This window comes from Pedobacter sp. UC225_65 (assembly GCF_042698365.1).
Taxonomy (GTDB): Bacteria; Bacteroidota; Bacteroidia; order Sphingobacteriales; family Sphingobacteriaceae; genus Pedobacter.
The window spans coordinates 2,999,932-3,018,058 of record NZ_CP170550.1 but is presented as its reverse complement, the minus strand read 5'-3'; the positions used below and the strand labels follow the sequence as shown (position 1 = coordinate 3,018,058).

General features: G+C 39.3%; 14 protein-coding genes and 2 pseudogenes. 10 read left to right on the top strand and 6 right to left on the bottom strand.

Annotated elements, in window-relative coordinates; translation table 11 throughout:
- Positions 1–258 precede the first annotated feature (258 nt).
- The 4 genes from ACFJIZ_RS15785 to ACFJIZ_RS15770 form a co-directional block, all read right to left on the bottom strand.
- Entirely contained in the window at positions 259–435 is a 177-nt protein-coding gene (locus tag ACFJIZ_RS15785; protein ID WP_379086045.1) for a hypothetical protein, read from the bottom strand.
- Between the two features lie 162 nt (positions 436–597).
- A complete protein-coding gene (locus ACFJIZ_RS15780; protein ID WP_379086041.1) occupies positions 598–1,338 on the bottom strand; it encodes an SDR family oxidoreductase in 741 nt (246 codons plus the stop codon).
- Between the two features lie 335 nt (positions 1,339–1,673).
- Positions 1,674–2,600: a helix-turn-helix domain-containing protein gene (locus ACFJIZ_RS15775; protein WP_379086038.1), complete on the bottom strand. Its 927-nt coding sequence runs from the start codon at positions 2,598–2,600 to the stop codon at positions 1,674–1,676.
- A gap of 93 nt (positions 2,601–2,693) precedes the next feature.
- Entirely contained in the window at positions 2,694–3,320 is a 627-nt protein-coding gene (locus ACFJIZ_RS15770; RefSeq protein WP_379086035.1) for a porin family protein, read from the bottom strand.
- Positions 3,321–3,859: 539 nt separating this feature from the next.
- On the opposite strand from ACFJIZ_RS15770, the pseudogene ACFJIZ_RS15765 reads away from it, so the two are divergent.
- From ACFJIZ_RS15765 to ACFJIZ_RS15755, 3 genes and pseudogenes are all read left to right on the top strand, one after another.
- Positions 3,860–5,427, top strand: a pseudogene (locus ACFJIZ_RS15765) (FMN-binding glutamate synthase family protein).
- A gap of 109 nt (positions 5,428–5,536) precedes the next feature.
- Complete coding sequence (locus tag ACFJIZ_RS15760) at positions 5,537–5,845, top strand: GreA/GreB family elongation factor (protein WP_379086032.1); 309 nt, start codon at positions 5,537–5,539, stop codon at positions 5,843–5,845.
- 135 nt (positions 5,846–5,980) lie between these two features.
- Positions 5,981–6,385 carry a GreA/GreB family elongation factor gene (locus tag ACFJIZ_RS15755; protein ID WP_379086029.1) on the top strand — a complete coding sequence of 135 codons (405 nt, stop codon included), beginning with the start codon at positions 5,981–5,983 and terminating at the stop codon, positions 6,383–6,385.
- A gap of 76 nt (positions 6,386–6,461) precedes the next feature.
- On the opposite strand, the gene ACFJIZ_RS15750 is transcribed toward ACFJIZ_RS15755, so the two are convergent.
- Positions 6,462–7,082: a porin family protein gene (locus ACFJIZ_RS15750; protein WP_379086026.1), complete on the bottom strand. Its 621-nt coding sequence runs from the start codon at positions 7,080–7,082 to the stop codon at positions 6,462–6,464.
- A gap of 373 nt (positions 7,083–7,455) precedes the next feature.
- On the opposite strand from ACFJIZ_RS15750, the pseudogene ACFJIZ_RS15745 reads away from it, so the two are divergent.
- A pseudogene (locus ACFJIZ_RS15745) lies at positions 7,456–9,161 on the top strand (glycoside hydrolase family 3 protein).
- 61 nt (positions 9,162–9,222) lie between these two features.
- On the opposite strand, the gene ACFJIZ_RS15740 reads toward ACFJIZ_RS15745, so the two are convergent.
- The gene (locus tag ACFJIZ_RS15740) at positions 9,223–9,726 is read right to left on the bottom strand and encodes a thioredoxin family protein (protein ID WP_379086023.1); all 504 of its coding nucleotides are present in this window, start codon (positions 9,724–9,726) and stop codon (positions 9,223–9,225) included.
- Positions 9,727–9,837: 111 nt separating this feature from the next.
- Here ACFJIZ_RS15740 and ACFJIZ_RS15735 point away from each other — a divergent pair, with 111 nt between their 5' ends.
- The 6 genes from ACFJIZ_RS15735 (at position 9,838) to ACFJIZ_RS15710 (ending at position 18,127) form a co-directional block, all read left to right on the top strand.
- Positions 9,838–10,332 (top strand): TatD family hydrolase, encoded by a 495-nt coding sequence (locus ACFJIZ_RS15735; protein ID WP_379086020.1) that lies wholly within the window; start codon positions 9,838–9,840, stop codon positions 10,330–10,332.
- A 187-nt stretch (positions 10,333–10,519) separates the two neighbouring features.
- The gene (locus ACFJIZ_RS15730) at positions 10,520–11,143 is read left to right on the top strand and encodes a ThiF family adenylyltransferase (RefSeq protein ID WP_379086017.1); all 624 of its coding nucleotides are present in this window, start codon (positions 10,520–10,522) and stop codon (positions 11,141–11,143) included.
- Positions 11,130–11,309, top strand: coding sequence for a hypothetical protein (locus ACFJIZ_RS15725; protein ID WP_379086015.1), 180 nt, complete (start codon positions 11,130–11,132; stop codon positions 11,307–11,309). The genes ACFJIZ_RS15730 and ACFJIZ_RS15725 overlap by 14 nt, the downstream gene beginning before the upstream one ends.
- A gap of 69 nt (positions 11,310–11,378) precedes the next feature.
- Positions 11,379–14,630, top strand: coding sequence for a UvrD-helicase domain-containing protein (locus ACFJIZ_RS15720; protein ID WP_379086012.1), 3,252 nt, complete (start codon positions 11,379–11,381; stop codon positions 14,628–14,630).
- A 22-nt stretch (positions 14,631–14,652) separates the two neighbouring features.
- On the top strand, positions 14,653–17,496 hold the full coding sequence (locus ACFJIZ_RS15715; RefSeq protein WP_379086010.1) for a PD-(D/E)XK nuclease family protein: 2,844 nt from the start codon (positions 14,653–14,655) through the stop codon (positions 17,494–17,496).
- Positions 17,497–17,557: 61 nt separating this feature from the next.
- Positions 17,558–18,127 (top strand): GNAT family N-acetyltransferase, encoded by a 570-nt coding sequence (locus tag ACFJIZ_RS15710; RefSeq protein ID WP_379086007.1) that lies wholly within the window; start codon positions 17,558–17,560, stop codon positions 18,125–18,127.

Here is an 18,127-nt window from a genome sequence, read left to right as displayed (position 1 = left end):
GCGAAAAGGACAGTGCTTGTCGCTAACAAGACGAGTGTCAGGATTAAATTTTTCAGCATACACAAAAGACAACAGATAAAACAATACGTTGCACAAAAGGTAGATTATACTAATATACCAATTTGATTCTTTTTTTTTCTGTTATATTTTGATAACCAATGTGTTGTGTGAAGTGCTGTTAGAACAACGCCCATGATAATTTATATCATGGGCGTTGTTGTTATTTATAATTTGTTAAAAAACATATAGTTGAGTTGATCATTGTCCTCTCTTGCGCTCATTGTCGCGATTAGAAGTCTGATCTGATCGTTGGCCACCACCATTGGTAATCCCGATTTTTTTCTTGTCCAATTTTACATCGTGGTGCGTTCGATCAGCTATCGTACTGCCTTGCTGTACATGCTGGTTGTTTTTAGGTGTATTTCCGTTTTTCATAACTCTTACAATTAATTAAAAAAATAAACCAAGCGTTACTATACTAACCACATCACCAATCCAATTGTTTTTAAAAAGGAATAAAACCGAATTATTTGCTATTATCTAATCTGGGCGCCAAGCAATCAACCAATGACTATTGAAAAAATGAACCAACGAACCTTAGGCCATCCCTCCATTAGCGCCCAAGTTCTGTGCCGTGATCCATTTGGCCTCATCGCTCGCCAAAAACAGCACTACATTGGCAATATCTTCAGGTTCTGCAATGCGGTTAAAAGCAGAAAGCGATGCTAAACGGTCAATGAGCTCTTGCGATTTACCCTGCGTAAATAGTTCGGTATTGGTAGGTCCCGGAGAGATAGAATTGACATTGATACCCCTAGATCCAACCTCTTTTGCAAAAACGCGAGTTAATTGTTCAACTGCAGCCTTAGTAGCCACATAAGTGCCATAAGTAGGCAACATCAAGCGATTAACCGAAGTAGAAAAATTGATGATGCTCCCTTTGTCGGCCAATCTGGTAGCCGCCTCACGTAAAGTATTAAAAGTGCCCTTTACATTGATATCAAACTGTCGGTTAAAATCTGCATCAGTCGTATCCTTGATCAAGCTATTGATCATAATGCCTGCGTTGTTAACCAATACATCTATTTTTCCATAATGCGCAATCGCTTGGTCGAACAAGTTTTTTACCTCATCTGTTTTGCTCACATCGGCCTGTAATGCAATGGCATCACCACCTTTGTTTTTGATCTGTAGTACCACTTCCTCGGCAGCGGTTTTTCCACCAGCATAATTTACAATGACTTTGGCACCAGCAGTTGCCAATTGCTGTGCTATGGTAGCACCGATACCTCTCGAAGAACCAGTTACTAATATTACTTTATCCGTTAAATCAATCATATGTTTTTATTTTAAAACGATGGTACAAAGATGAAGCAGAAAACAATAGAAAAGATACAGAACTTAAAGGATTACATACAAAATCCTAAGCAGAAAAGTAAAAGCTGGTGTAATGAGCGAACTCTTTATGTATCCTATGTTCCTCTATGGTCAAATTGTTTTCTCTATTAGCATACCGCTTTATGGTTATGTGATCATATGGCCACCATATGGAAAACATAGATAAAGCATTAAACAATTTGGTATCGAACTATAATCACTATGTGGTCAATATTTAAGAATGATAAAGCTTTCTATGTATTCTATAATTCTAAAAATGATGACAACAGAAGCACCTAAACATTTTGCCTCCTAAACAATACAGGCGAAACTTCAGTATGTTTCTTAAAATAGTTGCTAAAATGTGCAGCCTCTGTAAAGCCTAACCTAAAAGCAATTTCTTTAACCGAAACAGTAGAATTTTGTAACATGGCTTTTGCCTCTGCAATTGTCTTCTCTGCAATCCAAGCTCCAATCGCTTTTCCCGTTTTACTTTTGATCACACTGCTCAGGTAATTGGGATGCAATCCAAGTGCGTCAGCATAATCCTGCACTCGAAAGGTCATATTGGTTTTTCCAGTTCCTAGGTCACGATAATGTTGTTCCAACAATAATTTAAACCCCTTTACAATCTGCGAGCTCCGGTTACCCTCATAAATAGGGTTATAATCCGCCCAGAAATAAGTTTTCACCTTTAACAACAGCACCACAAATAAACTACCGATCATGCGGTTACGGTAAGGCGAGTTGGTCTGATACTCCTTATTGATCTGCAAGTACAGCTGCTCAAACTCGGCAAATTGTGTAGGAGGCAAAACACGAGGGGGGACAGTTTCGGCCAATAAAAAAGGAAATTCCTCAAAGATGGCCGCATGTACGTTCTCCTTCAAAAAGGATTCACTCAGAGTAATCAAAAAAGCATTCTCGAGCTCAAACCACTCATGCGATTTATAATGTCCGGGATTGGTAAAATAGATGGTTCCCGGAACAATACCAAAGTCAAGATGATCAGTTGTATAATTGCCCCTTCCATTTTTGGTAAAAACGAAAGAAAAGAAATTGGCTCGGTATACTGGAGATTTAAAAGGAAGTGCCAAATGAATATCAGCAAGGTTATGGATCGTAAAATCAGTTTGCACGTCAATCTTGTCAACAGCTAGGCCAAAATGCTGATATTGCTGCAATAGGCTATCAAAAGCCAACTGTTTCTCCCTTGCTTTCATTGCGCCAAAATACGCAAAAGCAACTAAAAATAAGCTAATAAAAAACCCCCGTTCCTTACGGATACGAGGGCCACTTTAGAGTTAAGACGTTAATTAGAAACTATAACCAAGCGACAAAGCGAAACCACTAAAACGTGCTTTGTCCTGATCAATGTTGTCTTTGCCAAACGATTGGAAATCCATGTTGTAACGAGCATTGATGTTCATGTTCGGGTTGAACTTATACCCCAAACCAACAACTCCACCAGCAATAGACTTCCTAAAATCATCCTTGTCTGTTGTAGAGCCAATACTTTGGCCATTCACATACGTTGTCGTTTTCTGGTTCAGCAATAGAGAAGCCTGAGGACCCAATACAAATTGTAGTTCTGGTGTTGCATTGATTGCTAAGAGTACCGGAATGTCGATATAACCAGTTTTGGTACGGATTTCGCCATTAGTACCTGATACCGAGCCTTCAAATTTTGAACCCTTTTGTGCATACATCACCTCTGGTATAAACGATAAGCGCTCACTTAAAGGAAGGTCTAAGAAAACACCTGCCTGAAATCCTGCGGTATATTTAGAAGTGTATGAAGCACCGCCTACCTCAAACTTTCCGCCCATCATCAAATTACCACCAGCCTTGATCCCAATCTTGGCATCCATATTTTGTGCTTTTGTAGTTAAGGCAGCTGTCGACAGCATTAAGCCCAAACCTATAACGAATAATTTTTTCATAGTTTATATTTTTGTTTTGTACACAATAACTGTAATAACCATGCCAAAACTCAAATATTGATGTTTGAAAACTGCTGTTTTTTGAATTTAAAATATTGATTATCAGCTATTAATGCTATTGTTCTTATATGGCATGTTTTAGCAAACCAATAAATACAAAAATGTAGTACATCCTATACAAGAATTAAAATACCAATAGTTGCTTCATGGTCATTACATTTCATAAAACACTGTCAAAATGGTGTAAAATGCCCCATTAAAATACAAATCTTCTTTTTAGTACATAATAATTGTTACGTTTGTACCAACATGAGAAGCAGCAATGTTCATATCACCTCCCTTATCCACAATAATCCTAAAATGGTTATTGTAGAGGATTGTGCTGTTTTTAACAAAACGTACAACAGCCATTGCTGCGAGTTGTATTTTTTCTCTGCCTTTAAGGACTTCAATACTACCGCCCCAGTCTTTTAAAACAATTGTTTAGGTCTGGGGGATTTTTCTAGTATTTCCTTTTTCAAAAATTTAATTCTACTACCATGTTTCGAGATCTGAAAAGACCTTCGATCAGAGCTATCCTTATTTTAGCTTTTTTCGGTCTTAATGCATTTGTGCTTTTTCAAGCTATGTTTACCGCTGCCAATTGGTTTTGGGCATTGCCATTTACCATGGGTCTATTGTTGTTGGCGTTATATAATGTGTTTCAAAAACAACATACCATTCTTTATAATTTCCCTTTGTTGGGTTATTTCCGTTATTTCTTCGAGTCAATCAGTCCAGAGCTGCGGCAATATTTTTTAGAATCAGACCTAGACGGAAAACCCTTTAGCAGAAGACAGCGTTCCATCGTTTACCAGAGGGCTAAAGATGTGAGGCAGACCGTAGCATTTGGCATGCAGGAAGATCCTAATAAACCAGGGTACGAGTGGGTGGCACATTCCATCTTCCCTTTAAAAGTAAAGCATAATTTAAGGGTAAGCATTGGCAACAATCTGTGCAAACAGCCTTATAGTGCAAGCATCCTCAATATTGGTGCGATGAGTTATGGGGCCTTAAGTAAAACAGCCATTGCCTCGTTGAACCAAGGAGCCAAAATAGGGGGATTTGCACACAATACAGGCGAAGGAGGAATTAGCGAATACCATTTACAGGGAGGAGAATTCGACTGGCAGATCGGAACTGGTTACTTTGGCTGTAGGGATGCCTTTGGCAAGTTTAGCCCACCGCTGTTTAAAGCAGTTGCCGCACAAGAAAAAGTGAAAATGATAGAGCTGAAGCTTTCGCAAGGCGCCAAACCTGGGCATGGGGGCATACTGCCGGCCAGTAAAAATACTGTTGAAATTGCAGGATCAGAAATGTAACACCACATACCACGGTATACTCGCCACCAGCACACAGTAGTTTTGCCAACCCCGTTGACATGATTCGTTTTGTGGGCTTTTTGAGGACACTTTCTGGATATAAACCTGTTGGGTTTAAGCTCTGTATTGGTAATAAACAAGAATTTATAAAAATATGCGAAGCCATTACCTTAACGGGGGTTGTACCAGACTTCATCACCGTTGATGGTGCCGAAGGAGGTACAGGAGCTGCACCTTTAGAATTTACAGACAGTATCGGCATGCCATTGTACGATGCCATTGCTTTTGTAACGCAGACACTGCAGCTATTTGGCCTACAGAAAAGTGTAAAGATAATTGCCTCAGGTAAGATCATTACCGCTTTTGACGTGATGAAGGTGTTGGCCTTAGGCGCTAGTGCCTGCTACAGTGCCAGGGGGATGATGTTCTCGTTAGGCTGTATCCAAGCTTTAAAATGTGACAGTGGACATTGCCCAGCAGGTATCGCCACACAAGAGAAAAGTCTGTATAACGGATTAAAGGTTACCGATAAAAGGGTAAGGGTGGCCAATTACCATCGCCACACCCTGAACGCCATTACAGAAATGATGGAAGCTTGTGGTTTTGAATATATATCAGGTATCAAGCCTGAAAAATTCTTCAGGAAAATAGACCCCTTAACCACCAAGAGCTTTAAGCAGACCTACTTTGATCGGGTAGATGATATCCTCAAAGAACGTTGGCTTAAAACCGAAATGTTAAACTAAAACCTAGATAAGATGAACCCAAATGAGAAAAACGCGGTAGTGATGACCGAAGCAGATTTTAACCTGCTTAAACCTTACTATAACAAAAAAGCAGATACCTACTAAAGAAATGTCTTTGGCCAATGAGCTGAGTAGGGCCGTAATTGTAAAAGAAGAAGCTTTTCCTCCACATGGAATTAGGCTGAATTCTAAAGTACAACTATTGGACCTAAATACGCAGATGAAGATGGAGTTTACCATTGTAATGCCACAATATGCAGACATGCGACAAAATAAAATCTCTATTCTGACCCCAATGGGCGCAGCCCTGATCGGATTTAGAAAAGATGAATTTGTAGAATGGAAAGTGCCAGCAGGATTGAAAAAGTTTCAGATCTTGAATGTAGTGAACGAAAAGACGAATGGAGACCAGACATGATCATTCCCTTTTTCCATGTAATGTGTAGTAAAGATTTTGATGATTGAGCCTCGGCACCATGTTGCTGAGGCCGTTGTTAGGTAAAATAAATTATAAAGGCATGAGTGCCTATCAATTATTTAAATCAAAATTTTAATGAACAGTACAGCAATAAAAACAAACCAGACACCGATTATTTTATCAAGAGGTATTTTTGATCTGTTAAAAGACCATATCAAAAGAAAAAAACTAAGCCGTTACAACGAGCTGAAGTTAGAGTTGGAACTACGGTCGGCAAGACAGGTATTAAGAAGAGAATTACCAGAAACCATAGTGAGTATAGATAGAAAAGTGAAGGTAAGAGAATTGGATTCGGGTAAAGAATATACCTACAATCTGGTGGCTGAAAACAAGGCCAAAAGAAAAAATAATACCTTGTCCATCCTGTCGCCAATTGGCGTGGCTATGTTGGGTTACGAACAAGGAGCCGAACTCAATTGGGAGATGCCCGAAGGCATAAAGTCATACTTGATTGTAGAAGTGTCAGCATTGGATTCTTAAAAATTGTAGGATAAAAAAGGCCGTCTGCTAGCAGACGGCCTCCCTTAATCAACATGAGCTGACGTGTTAAGTTAACTTAAAATTTTAAGCCTAAACCAACCTGAAATACTTGGTTTTTAAACTCAGGTGTTTGCGAAGTCCCATTTTCGTTGTTTTTCTGGAAGTCTAAAGCATAACGGCCATTGATACCAACTTTATTGCTAAAGTCATATCTAAAACCGATTACACCACCAACCAAACTCTTTTTAAAACGGTCAGAGCTGTCTTCCACAATTTTTTGTTCAGCTGTACCAAATCCGGTTTCAAATTTGTTATTAGTCGATAACAAGAACGATACCTGAGGACCAGCCACTACATTAAGCCCTTCGGCCAATCTGATACTCGCCAAGATTGGAATATCAATAAAATGTGTAGTTTGGGTATACTCTCCAAAAGTAGAAGTTGATTTATAACCTTTGGTAGAATATAAAGCCTCAGGTGTAAAGGCAAGGTTTTCTAACAATTTAATGTCTAAGGTAATACCTGCATGGTAACCTACTAGATAATCGGTTTTAAAATTATTGTTTCCATCATCTTTGATAATGTTAGAGATGTTTACACCCGCTTTTGCGCCTAATTTAATGGCCTTATCTGTAGATTGTGCATTTGCAACGCCCGTAACGAACAGGCCAATTGCTAGGATTAAGATTTTTTTCATTTTAATTTGAATAGATTTTGAAACTTATAGGTTTCTGGTTTAATAATGTGAATTGTTAAGCCTTGCAGAATAAATGTGCCAAAAAAAATAATTGAGGTGTCAAAGTCGACTAAAAAACCAGTTAGATATTGGTTCCTACACAATTTAAAGCAATAACAATTTTTATTTTTTTGAAAAAGAAGAGATAGGTGTTGTAACATCTAAGCTGTATCAAATTTAATACAATGTGAAGCGTTGGGCTGAATATTTAATATAGACAATTGGGCTATGATTGGCATCCCAGAACCGGTATAAATAAACCAGATTAAAAAAATACCTTGTTTAACACTAACATATTTTGCCTAATTTTAGGGCTTGTCTACAATTAAATCAAATGAAGAGAACTTTTTTTTATAGCTTAAGTATCGCTTTTTCAATATCCGTAACTACCGTAAAAGCACAACAGCCTTCGTATATCGACTTGCTGAAACAAGAACCTAAATGGGTTGATTCTGTATTCAAAAAACTGAGTAAGAAACAAAAGATAGCGCAGATGTTTTTTGTAGCTGCCTATACCAATAAGAGCAAAGCTTTTACAGATTCAATCGCCAAGGTCATCAAAAGAGAAAAAGTTGGCGGACTGGTTTTCTTTCAAGGAGGTCCAGGCCGTCAAGCTGCCCTAACCAACCAATACCAGAAAAAAGCAAGAGTACCTTTGCTCATCGCTTCAGATGGCGAGTGGGGTTTGGGTATGCGTTTGGATAGCACCATTTCCTATCCCTATCAAATGGCATTAGGTGCCGTACAGAATAAAGAGCTGATCTATAAAATGGGTTTGGAAGTAGCCAAAGATTACAAACGTATTGGGATGCACATGAACTTAGCCCCAGATGTAGACGTAAACAACAATGCTAAAAATCCAGTAATCAATTACCGATCTTTTGGTGAAAATAAATACAACGTCGCTCAAAAAGGAGCAGCTTATCTGAAAGGCATGCAAGATGGAGGGCTATTGGTGAGTATCAAGCACTTCCCCGGTCATGGAGATACAGATGTAGATTCGCACTATGACCTACCTCAACTTAAATTTACAAAAGAGCGTTTAGACAGCTTGGAAATGTATCCATTTAAAGAATTGATCAAACAAGGGGCAGCGGGCGTAATGATTGCACACATGAACATCCCTTCCTTAGATGCAACTCCAAATATGCCTTCAACTTTGTCAAAACCAATTGTTACAGGTATTTTAAAAGACGAAATCGGCTTTAAAGGATGATCATTTCTGATGCCATGGGGATGAAAGGAGTAGTAAAGTATTTTAAAGATGGCGAAGCCGATGTAATGGGTATCATTGCAGGTAACGATATTTTAGAGCTTTCTGAAAATAGCAAGAGAGCCGTTAAAATGGTTCGTCAGGCCATTAAAGACCAGCGTTTAACCATGGAACGTATAGACCAGAGTGTGAAGAAGATCCTAACGGCAAAATATTGGGCAGGTTTAAATGTAAAACAGACCATTAAAGAAGACAATGTATATGCAGAAGTAAACCGTCCAGAAAGCATGGACTTGTTGCAACAATTGGCCGATGCCAGTATGACCTTGTTAAAGGGGAGAGAGTTTGTGCAGCAATTGACACCGAACAAAAGAACCGTATTCATTAATATTGGGACACCAGAAGCTACTGTTTTCCAAAAAGAAATGGTAATGGTCTACAAAAATTCGATAAATTATAACCTGGATAAAAATGCTGATGCCAATGCCATTGCAAAAGTATTGGCAGAGATCAAGCCCGAAGACCAAGTAGTGGTTGCCATTGTAGATACTCGTATACGTCCAAATAATAATATTCCATTAAGTGCAGATCTAAAAATGCTGATTGCGGATATGGCTAAAAAAGAGGCGGCTTTTGCTTTTTTTGCCAATCCATACAACATTGCCAATTTGCCAGGTTTAGAAAATGCAAAGGCATTATTGGTGGCTTATCAAAAAGAAGATTTTATGCAAAAGGCGGCAGCTTCGGTTTTTACCAATAAGCTAGTGCCAACAGGTAAATTGCCAGTTACGGTAAATACCTTTTTTAAATATGGCGATGGATTGTAAAGAAAAGTCCTGAGTAGAAAGTTAAAAGTCTGGAACGTTGAAGTTCCAGACTTTTTTGTTTTTAAGATTTATTGTTCTCTGGTTTCAGGGCACCAACATTCCAGTTTTTAAGGAAGGCCATGATTTTTTTCACACTGTGGCCATTGCCTTCTTCTAAATATTCTGAATTTTGGGTATGGATCAGTTTCCCATTACCATCCAAGATCAAAAATACCGGAAAGCCAAAACGACCTGGGTAGCTTAATTTTTTAAGTACGGCCTCGTTTTTGTTTTCAGGACTCCAGTTCAATAACACGGTTTCGTAATTGTCGTTCAGATAATTCTTTAGCTCGGGTGTTGCATTTACCAGGTCGTGGAAACGGATACACCAGATGCACCAATTGCCCCCAACTTGGATAAATACATGTTTGCCCTCTTTCTTTGCCTTGGCCACAGCCGCATCGATATCTGCCTGTGCATTGGCTTTAGGGTTGTAGATATGCACGGCCTCCTTTGTAGCCGGAGCTTGTGCAAAAGTTGCTGCAGAAACTAATAAAGCAGCAAATAAAATGATAATTTTCTTCATGGTTTTTAATATGATTGAACAAATGTAATAAAGACTACTATATTTATAGACTATTCGCTAATTCTTTACAGAAGAAGTACATTTAGATCTAAATTAAAGTTACAATATTAAATGCAATTTCTAGACATCCATACGCATCGGCCCATAGAAAAGGTAGGAGTGTTAAGTATCCAAAGCCTTTCTCTAACATCGGTGCAGTTGTTGCCCATTACACCCATTTCGGTAGGGCTACATCCATGGTATGCAACTTTAGATCAGCTCGATGTCCAATTTAAAAGCTTGACAGAAATAGCGGCACAAAGCAATGTTAAATTGATTGGCGAATGCGGTTTAGATAAACTGAAAGGAGAAAAGCTCGACAATCAACTACAGATCTTAACCCTGCAGATCTTGCTGGCCGAAAAACTAAAGAAACCATTGATCCTGCATTGTGTAAAGGCATTTGATGAACTGATCAGCTTAAAACGGCAGTTAAAAGTAAAAGTGCCAATGATGATCCATGGGTTTAATAAAAATGCAGAGCTGGGGCAACAATTGGTAGGCAAAGGTTTCTATCTTTCGTTTGGCAAGGCTATTTTAGACCTCATTCTGGAGCAGCCAAACTGATTGCAACGATAGATACTTTCTTTTTAGAAACAGACGATGCAGCAGTAACAATCGAAGAAATCTATACTGCTGCGGCAAATTTAAAAAAGTGTAGTGTAGATGAACTTAAAGCATGTATTTTTGCCAACTGGAAAAAGTTGGAGCTGTTGTAGATCCAACTTTTGGTTTTTGATTTTTAACTGGAGAGATGTCTGATTTAAGTTGGCTTTCACGTTCCGCACTATTGGTTGGTGATGAGGGCATTGCAACATTGCAAAATAAACACGTTTTGGTGATTGGTTTAGGAGGAGTAGGCTCGTTTGCAGCAGAATTTATCTGTCGCGCAGGTGTAGGCGAAATGACCATTGTAGATGGAGATGTAGTTGATCCCAGCAACAGGAACAGACAGTTACCGGCATTGGCCACCAATCATGGTGTTAGCAAGGCCGAAATTATGCAAGAACGTTTGTTGGCAATCAATCCGGCATTGAAACTTCATGTGATCAATTCTTTCCTCACTCCTGAAAAATGTAGAGAAATCCTAGACATTAAATATGATTATGTAATGGACTGTATTGACAGTGTAATGCCAAAGATTACGCTGCTTTCTACAGCATTAGAGAAAAATGTGCCCATTGTAAGTTCTATGGGCGCAGGAGGTAAAATGGATCCAACCAGATTAAGGATTACTTATCTTCCAGATACCTACCAGTGTGTTTTTGCAAGTTATATCCGTAAGCGCTTACGTAAATTGCCCAATACAGATAAAATAAAGGCTGTTTTCTCAACTGAGGAAGTTAAAAAGGATTCGTTCGATCATGACCGATGGTAGCAATTTTAAGCGATCCGCCTATGGTACGGTTTCTTATCTGCCTGCGGCTTTTGGTGGGGCCTGTGCATCGGTGGTGATCAGAGACCTGTTGGGTTATCCTATAGAAATGGCCGAACGCCCATTAAGGATCAGCCATAAAATCCTAAACAAGAAGAAGAAAAATTAGACGCCTAACCCTACACATCAAATTTCAACCTTTTTGGCATTAGAACATTTATTGTTTTAACTTCACAAAATGGCAATGAAACCCCTTAAGATCCTTCAGGCCTCTGCTGGCTCAGGTAAAACGTTCAGTCTAACTGCACATTACCTCACCTTGCTTTTTAGTGGCGAAAACAAATACCGCGAAATTTTGGCCGTAACCTTTACCAATAAGGCTACGGAAGAGATGAAATCGAGGATTTTGGAAGTGCTCAAAGGTTTTGCACTGGGCGATGGAGCTAAGAAAATAGAAGATTATCGGGTATTGGTTCTTGCCGCACACCCCGAGTTGAATGCAGAAAGCTTAAAACTCAAAGCGGATAAGGTGTATAGAAAAATTCTGCATGATTATAGTCGCTTTGCCGTAAGTACCATAGATGGTTTTGTGCAAAAGGTCATCCGTGGTTTTGCTTTTGAATTAGGCCTAAATGCCGATTATACCTTGGAGATGAACTACGATAAGGTAAAAGAGGAGTTGGTACAGAAACTGGACGAAAGCCTAAACCATAACCAACAACTGTTGCAATGGATCATTGACCTGGCCTTAGAACGTATCGGTGATAACAAAAGCTGGAATTATAAGGCAGAACTGATCAACTTGATCAGCGAAGTCTTCAAAGATAGTTACGAGGTTTTTGAGACCTCGGTAAATGCTTTAGGCTTGGAAAGTCTAGATGAACTTTTTAAAAAATACATCAGTATTACCAAAGCAGAAATCAACGGTTTTCAAGACCAATTAAAAGAGTTAGGTACTGCAGCTTGGCAGGTTTTAGAAAACCATGGCATAACACCAGATCAACTGAAAGGTAAATCGCGCAATGGATTGTTGAGGATTGCCAATATCACCCGTGGCGATTTGACCAAACTGGATGCAGTTTTTAAACTGATAGATGAACCAACAGAATGGTTTCAAAAAGGGGTAGAGCTACCACAGCTGTTCGCCGAACTCAATCCGCTAATGGTGGCTATCAAAGCTCATCATGATCATAAATTGGCTACCTATAGTTTATCCATAGCTTTTAATAAAAACCTTTATTACCTGCGCTTGATGCAAGAGGTAGCTGTTTTGCTGAGCGATTATCGCAATGAAAACGATAACCTTTTAATCAGTGATGCGCAAAAACTCATAACAGGGATTACCGATGATGCTGGAGAAAATCCTTCCTTTATTTGGGAAAAAGTAGGAAGTAGATACCGTAATTTTTTGTTCGATGAATTTCAGGACACCTCGGTTAACCAATGGAAGAGCTTTAGGTCAATCCTGTCAAATGCGATTGCCACACCAAGTCAGAAATTTATAGATAACCTCATCGTTGGCGATACCAAACAATCCATTTACCGTTGGCGAAATGGCGATTGGAATATCCTGCACCAACAAGCTAAAGAAGAAATTGGAGCAGCAAATGTATTTGACGACAACTTAGAAGAAAACTATAGGAGCACCGAAAATATCATCACCTTTAATAACTACCTGTACCAAGCCTTGCCTGTAGTTGTGCAAAACCAATTGAATGCCAACGTCGCCGAGAAATCCGATGAGCTTTCTTATTGGTGGGATGAAAGTGGTTATAGCGATATTGTAACTTCTGTTTATGCCAAAGCCAAGCAAAAGCTATCGCCATTTACCAAGCCAGGCGGCACCATAAAAGTAAAACGTTTTGGCAAAGCCGATGCTCCTGATGATGTAGAAAGGTTCTCGGAAACAGCCTACCGAGAAATTGCATTGCAAGATGTAATCGAAGAGATCAAGACCCTCAAAACCTCAAAAGGTTATGCCGCAAAAGACATTGCCATTTTGGTACGCTCTAATTTCGAGGCCATGCTCTGTGTAACCCGTTTGATGGAGCAAAATATCCCTGTTTTATCAGGAGAAGCACTAATGGTCGCCAATAACAGCGCAGTGCAGCTCATGATCAATACCCTCAAAGTTTTGGTGGGTATAGATACGCAAACAGCACTATATAAAGCCAACTGTATTGCCCTATATCATCGCTTGCACGAAAAAGAAATTCAACCCAACGTTTATGTGGGTCTAACGGGTCAATCGTTAAACAGTTTATCGGCTTTGCTGCCAACAGCGCTCTGTCAAAACTGGCAAAATTGGATGCAGTTGCCGTTGGTCGAATTGGTAGAAAATTTGATCGATGCCTATCAGATATCGATTTTAAAGCAACATATGCCTTATTTGTTAGCTTTTAGAGATCTGATTGCCAACGCCACAAGGATGGGCGAAAAAGGAATTGTCAATTTTCTCACTTGGTGGGACGAAGATGGCGTAAAAAAATCGTTGCCATCGCCAGATGAGGCCGATGCCGTGCAGGTAATTACCATCCATAAATCTAAGGGATTGGCATTTAGAGCGGTATTTGTACCATTCTGTAACTGGGATTTGAAAACAAAGGCGAACTCTATTTTTTGGGTGTCGGCCAACGATACGGTATACAAAGAACTAGGGGGAATTCCATTGAAATTTACCGACGATTTAAGTAATTCGGCGGTAGCAAAGGCCTATTACAAAGAACTGTTAGATAGTAATCTGGACAGCCTGAATATGTTGTATGTGGCAACTACCCGATCTAAAGATTACTTGTACCTATCGGTAATGGAAAAGAAAGACCCAGCTAACATTACAGCTGTTGGCGATGCCGTAGCACAGGTATTAACCCAGTTAAGTATTGCTGAAGAAGAAAATTTTGAAACGACCAATCGCTATGAAATTGTAGATGATGTTTTAATAGCCACGCAACCAAACGAAAATAATGGCTTCGAACTCTTGGTATACCCAACCACAGATCGTTTGTCGACATTGTATGTGCCATCGCAAGAAAAGCACCTACAACATGTGCTCAACATTGAACAATCCGGACGTTTAGGCTCTATCAAACACGAAATATTGGCCAATGCCACCAATAAGGAAGAAGTACAAAACTGCCTGTCAGAAATGCGCTTGAATGGCGTAGTTTCGAATGACGAAATAGCTGCGCTAGAAGCTGAGGTGATGGAAGTACTGGAACACCCAGAGCTGAAGGCAGTTTTTGCACAATCTACAGAGAGCATTATCGAAAAGAATATCATCGATGCAGATGGAAAACTACATCGGCCAGACCGCATTTTGATCAATGCGGATAGCGTAACCATTGTAGATTATAAATTTACTTTAGAACAGAGCAATCAACATCTAGAACAGGTCTTAAGCTATAAAGAATTGCTGGGCCAAATGGGTTTCACTAATGTGAAAGGTTACCTGTTTTACGCGGTAACTAAAGAACTGAAGTTGGTTAATTAAGTTATAAGTTTTATCTAATAAAATGACCCCATTTTTAAAAGAAGTTGCCGAAGACCTAGTTGCCAAGTTTGGCGATGACCTACAATATTGTGCCATTGTTTTCAACAACAACAGGCCCGCCACCTATTTACGTAAATATTTGGCAGACATCATCAAAAAGCCTTTTTTTAGCCCATCGATATTTACCATACAAGAGTTTTTTGCAGGTAGCGTAAAAGAAAAGGCAGCTGATTTTTACCTGCAGTTTTTCACACTGTTAAAAATATATAACCAACTGTTGGAAGAAGAAGGTTTGCCGCAGATGAAAAGCAGCCAGTTTTTTCCTTTGGCCAAAATTATGCTGAGCGATTTTGCGCAGTTGGACAACGACCTGGTAGATGCCGATAAACTCTATCAGGAAATGGAAGATGTGGCAGAGATCAATTTGGAATTCGATTATTTAAGCAAAGAGCAATACGAGTTTCTGGCCCAATTCTGGCAATCGTATAGCGAAGGGAAACACAAAAAACAACAAGCGTTATTTATCAAGATGTGGCGAAGGATGCCGAAGCTTTATCACCGTTTCCATGAAGAACTGAAAGCGCAAAACTACATTACCAATGGACAGGTTTATCGCCATTTGGCAAATACCGATTTATCCAAATTGGATTTTATCCGGTCATTTGATAGTGGCAAAATTATTTTTGTTGGATTTAATGCGCTGACAAGGGCCGAAGCAAAGGTATTTACACAATTACAGGAAGCAGGAAAGGCCTTGTTCTATTTCGATACGGATAGCTATTATGTAGAAGATGAACTTCAAGAAGCAGGCTTATTCTTACGTAAAAATCTTAACCAATTGGGGCTGAAAAATGTATTTGAAGATCTGGGTAACAGCTTTAGGTCAGAACAACATTTTGTAGATGTGTATAAAGTGCAAGGACAAAGTGCACAAGCCAAAATCTTAAATCAAGTGATTGATCTGGGCGAGGCACAGAACGAAGAGATCGGGACTACTGCCATTATTCTGGCCGATGAGAGCTTGTTGATGCCTGCATTGCAGACCATTGATGATGCCATTGATTTAAATGTGACGATGGGTTTTGCTTTGGCAAGTTCTACTGTTTTTGGTCTGGCCGATCTATGGTTGACTACCCAGCTAGAGCTGAGAGAAAATGACCAGGTTACCTATCAAACCTTGGAGGCCTTTGTTACGCACCCACTTACTGGCCTTACCTCAAAAATGAAGCAGAATGTTCAAACGGCCTTGCTCAAAGAAAATGTGGTCAACATTGAGCGCACTCGCTTACAGAAACAAGGAGGGATTTTTGAGAAATTCTATCAAAAAGTAGAGGATCCAGACAATTTGGTAAACGAGCTGCTTGGCGTAATGCGTTATCTGTTGTTGCGCTTATCAACACAGCAAACACTTAAAAAAATTGATGCGGATCTATTTGTGGAAACCATAGAAGAGCTTACCCGATTAAATGATACCCTTAAACAGTTTGTAAAAGAAGAAGAGTTTCATTTTGTGGTACAGCTTATTCAAAAATCGTTGCAGGGTGTGGCTGTGCCTTTAAGCGGCGACCCATTAAAAGGAGTACAATTGATGGGTTTGTTGGAAAGCCGTAACCTTAACTTCGATAAAGTTGTTTTCTTGGGCTTTAACGAAGGTGTTATCCCAAAAACCTCCATGGGCAACAGCTTTATCCCAGATAGCATTCGTAGGGCCTATGGCTTACCGGTTTTAGAAAATTTAGATGCCATTTCATCCTATATGGTGTATCGTCTATTACAAAGGGCAAAATATATCAATTTTATCTATAACAGTCTAACCGATGAAAGCAATACAGGAGAAGTAAGTAGGATTTTAAAACAGTTGGAATACGAAAGTGGCTTTGAGTTTAAGTACGCATCGCTAAACCTTCCAGTGAGTACCGAACAGCAAGAAGAGGTGGTCATTGATAAAAAAGACCCGAGCATACAAGCTGCTTTGCAACGTTACCTCCGTAAAGAAAAAGTCTTGTCGCCATCGGCATTAACCATGTACATCTCCAATCCTATCGATTTTTTCTTCCGCTACATTGCAGAAATTAAAGAACCCGAAGAAGTTACCGCAGTTATAGAAGCCAATCAGATTGGTTCCATTTTACACAAGGTGATGGAATATTGCTATGAGAAAGAGATCAACAAAGAAGTAACGGCCGAAATCATTAAGCTCAAAAGAAAAGGTATTAAAAACATGGTGGCCAAGGCCTTCAATTATGTGATGACCAACAAAGAAGAAGGGCCTTTGGAGTATTCGGGTATGCAGAAAGTAATTTTGGCCATCGTAGAGGCTTATGCAGATATTATTTTGAACAAGGATGAAGAAGATGCGCCATTTAGAATCCTTAGTTTGGAAGAAAAGATAAGTACGGAACTGGAATTTGAACTAAATGGCAAAATGGAACAGATCAAACTGTTTGGGTTTATCGACCGGATAGATGAGCGGAACGGTGTTACCCGTATCATCGATTATAAAACAGGAAGTGATAAATTAACTTTTTCAGAAATAGAAAAAGTTTTTGATACTAACGGAAAACACATCAATAAAGCTTTGATACAAACGTTGATCTATACCTATGCCTACGAAAAACAATCGGGCAAAAGTGGTGTAGAACCCAATCTATTTGTGGTTAAAACCATGGGCGATGGCAACGTATATTTCCGCTCTAGGAAATCTACTTTAGCTGAAGCCTATTTAGAAGAAATCAAACCCTTGTTCTTGTTGCAACTGCAAAACAAAGTGGCCGAACTTTTTGACTTGAATGTTCCTTTTAGGGCAAGTGAAGTACCCGATAACTACGTTTACTCTATCTATAAGACGCTGTTTGGAAAGGGCTAAGTGCGGTAAGATGTAAAATATGTTTCATTTTGCTTAAATTGTGTTAAATCTTTAACTAAAAATGCTAGAACTTAAATTTCCAACATTCCCAATATTAGAAACCGAAAGACTGATTCTTCGTGAGCATGCAATTACTGATGCCGACGCTTTATTCAACATGCGTACAAATGAGGAAGTGATGCGCTACATTGATCGCGAAAGACCTCGGGCCATCCAGGACATAGAAACATTCATCAATACTTTTAATGATGATTTTAAGCAAGGCAAACATCTAGCTTGGGTAATGACGTTGAAGGAAAATCCTAATGTAATGATTGGTTCTATTGGTTATTGGAGAACAAATCTGGCCAACCATAGGGCCGAAATAGGTTATATGTTGTTGCCCGAGTATTGGAGAAAGGGTTTCGTATCTGAAGCTCTGCTCAAAACTATCGCTTTTGGCTTTGAGCAGATCCAATTACATTCCATTCAGGCCAATATCAACCCAGGGAACGATGCTTCCAGACAGATTTTATTGAAACATGGATTTGTAAAAGAAGCCTATTTCAGGGAAGATTATTATTTTAATGGAAAATTTCTGGACAGCGAGATCTATTCGCTGTTAAAAAGTGATTGGAAACAAAAGGACTAA

What these genes read in the sequence shown, in the direction of transcription:
- ACFJIZ_RS15785 (WP_379086045.1), bottom strand. Translation starts at nt 435, where the DNA reads ATGAAAAACGGAAATACACCTAAAAACAACCAGCATGTACAGCAAGGC.
- ACFJIZ_RS15780 (WP_379086041.1), bottom strand. Translation starts at nt 1,338, where the DNA reads ATGATTGATTTAACGGATAAAGTAATATTAGTAACTGGTTCTTCGAGA.
- ACFJIZ_RS15775 (WP_379086038.1), bottom strand. Translation starts at nt 2,600, where the DNA reads ATGAAAGCAAGGGAGAAACAGTTGGCTTTTGATAGCCTATTGCAGCAA.
- ACFJIZ_RS15770 (WP_379086035.1), bottom strand. Translation starts at nt 3,320, where the DNA reads ATGAAAAAATTATTCGTTATAGGTTTGGGCTTAATGCTGTCGACAGCT.
- ACFJIZ_RS15760 (WP_379086032.1), top strand. Translation starts at nt 5,537, where the DNA reads ATGTCTTTGGCCAATGAGCTGAGTAGGGCCGTAATTGTAAAAGAAGAA.
- ACFJIZ_RS15755 (WP_379086029.1), top strand. Translation starts at nt 5,981, where the DNA reads ATGAACAGTACAGCAATAAAAACAAACCAGACACCGATTATTTTATCA.
- ACFJIZ_RS15750 (WP_379086026.1), bottom strand. Translation starts at nt 7,082, where the DNA reads ATGAAAAAAATCTTAATCCTAGCAATTGGCCTGTTCGTTACGGGCGTT.
- ACFJIZ_RS15740 (WP_379086023.1), bottom strand. Translation starts at nt 9,726, where the DNA reads ATGAAGAAAATTATCATTTTATTTGCTGCTTTATTAGTTTCTGCAGCA.
- ACFJIZ_RS15735 (WP_379086020.1), top strand. Translation starts at nt 9,838, where the DNA reads ATGCAATTTCTAGACATCCATACGCATCGGCCCATAGAAAAGGTAGGA.
- ACFJIZ_RS15730 (WP_379086017.1), top strand. Translation starts at nt 10,520, where the DNA reads ATGTCTGATTTAAGTTGGCTTTCACGTTCCGCACTATTGGTTGGTGAT.
- ACFJIZ_RS15725 (WP_379086015.1), top strand. Translation starts at nt 11,130, where the DNA reads ATGACCGATGGTAGCAATTTTAAGCGATCCGCCTATGGTACGGTTTCT.
- ACFJIZ_RS15720 (WP_379086012.1), top strand. Translation starts at nt 11,379, where the DNA reads ATGGCAATGAAACCCCTTAAGATCCTTCAGGCCTCTGCTGGCTCAGGT.
- ACFJIZ_RS15715 (WP_379086010.1), top strand. Translation starts at nt 14,653, where the DNA reads ATGACCCCATTTTTAAAAGAAGTTGCCGAAGACCTAGTTGCCAAGTTT.
- ACFJIZ_RS15710 (WP_379086007.1), top strand. Translation starts at nt 17,558, where the DNA reads ATGCTAGAACTTAAATTTCCAACATTCCCAATATTAGAAACCGAAAGA.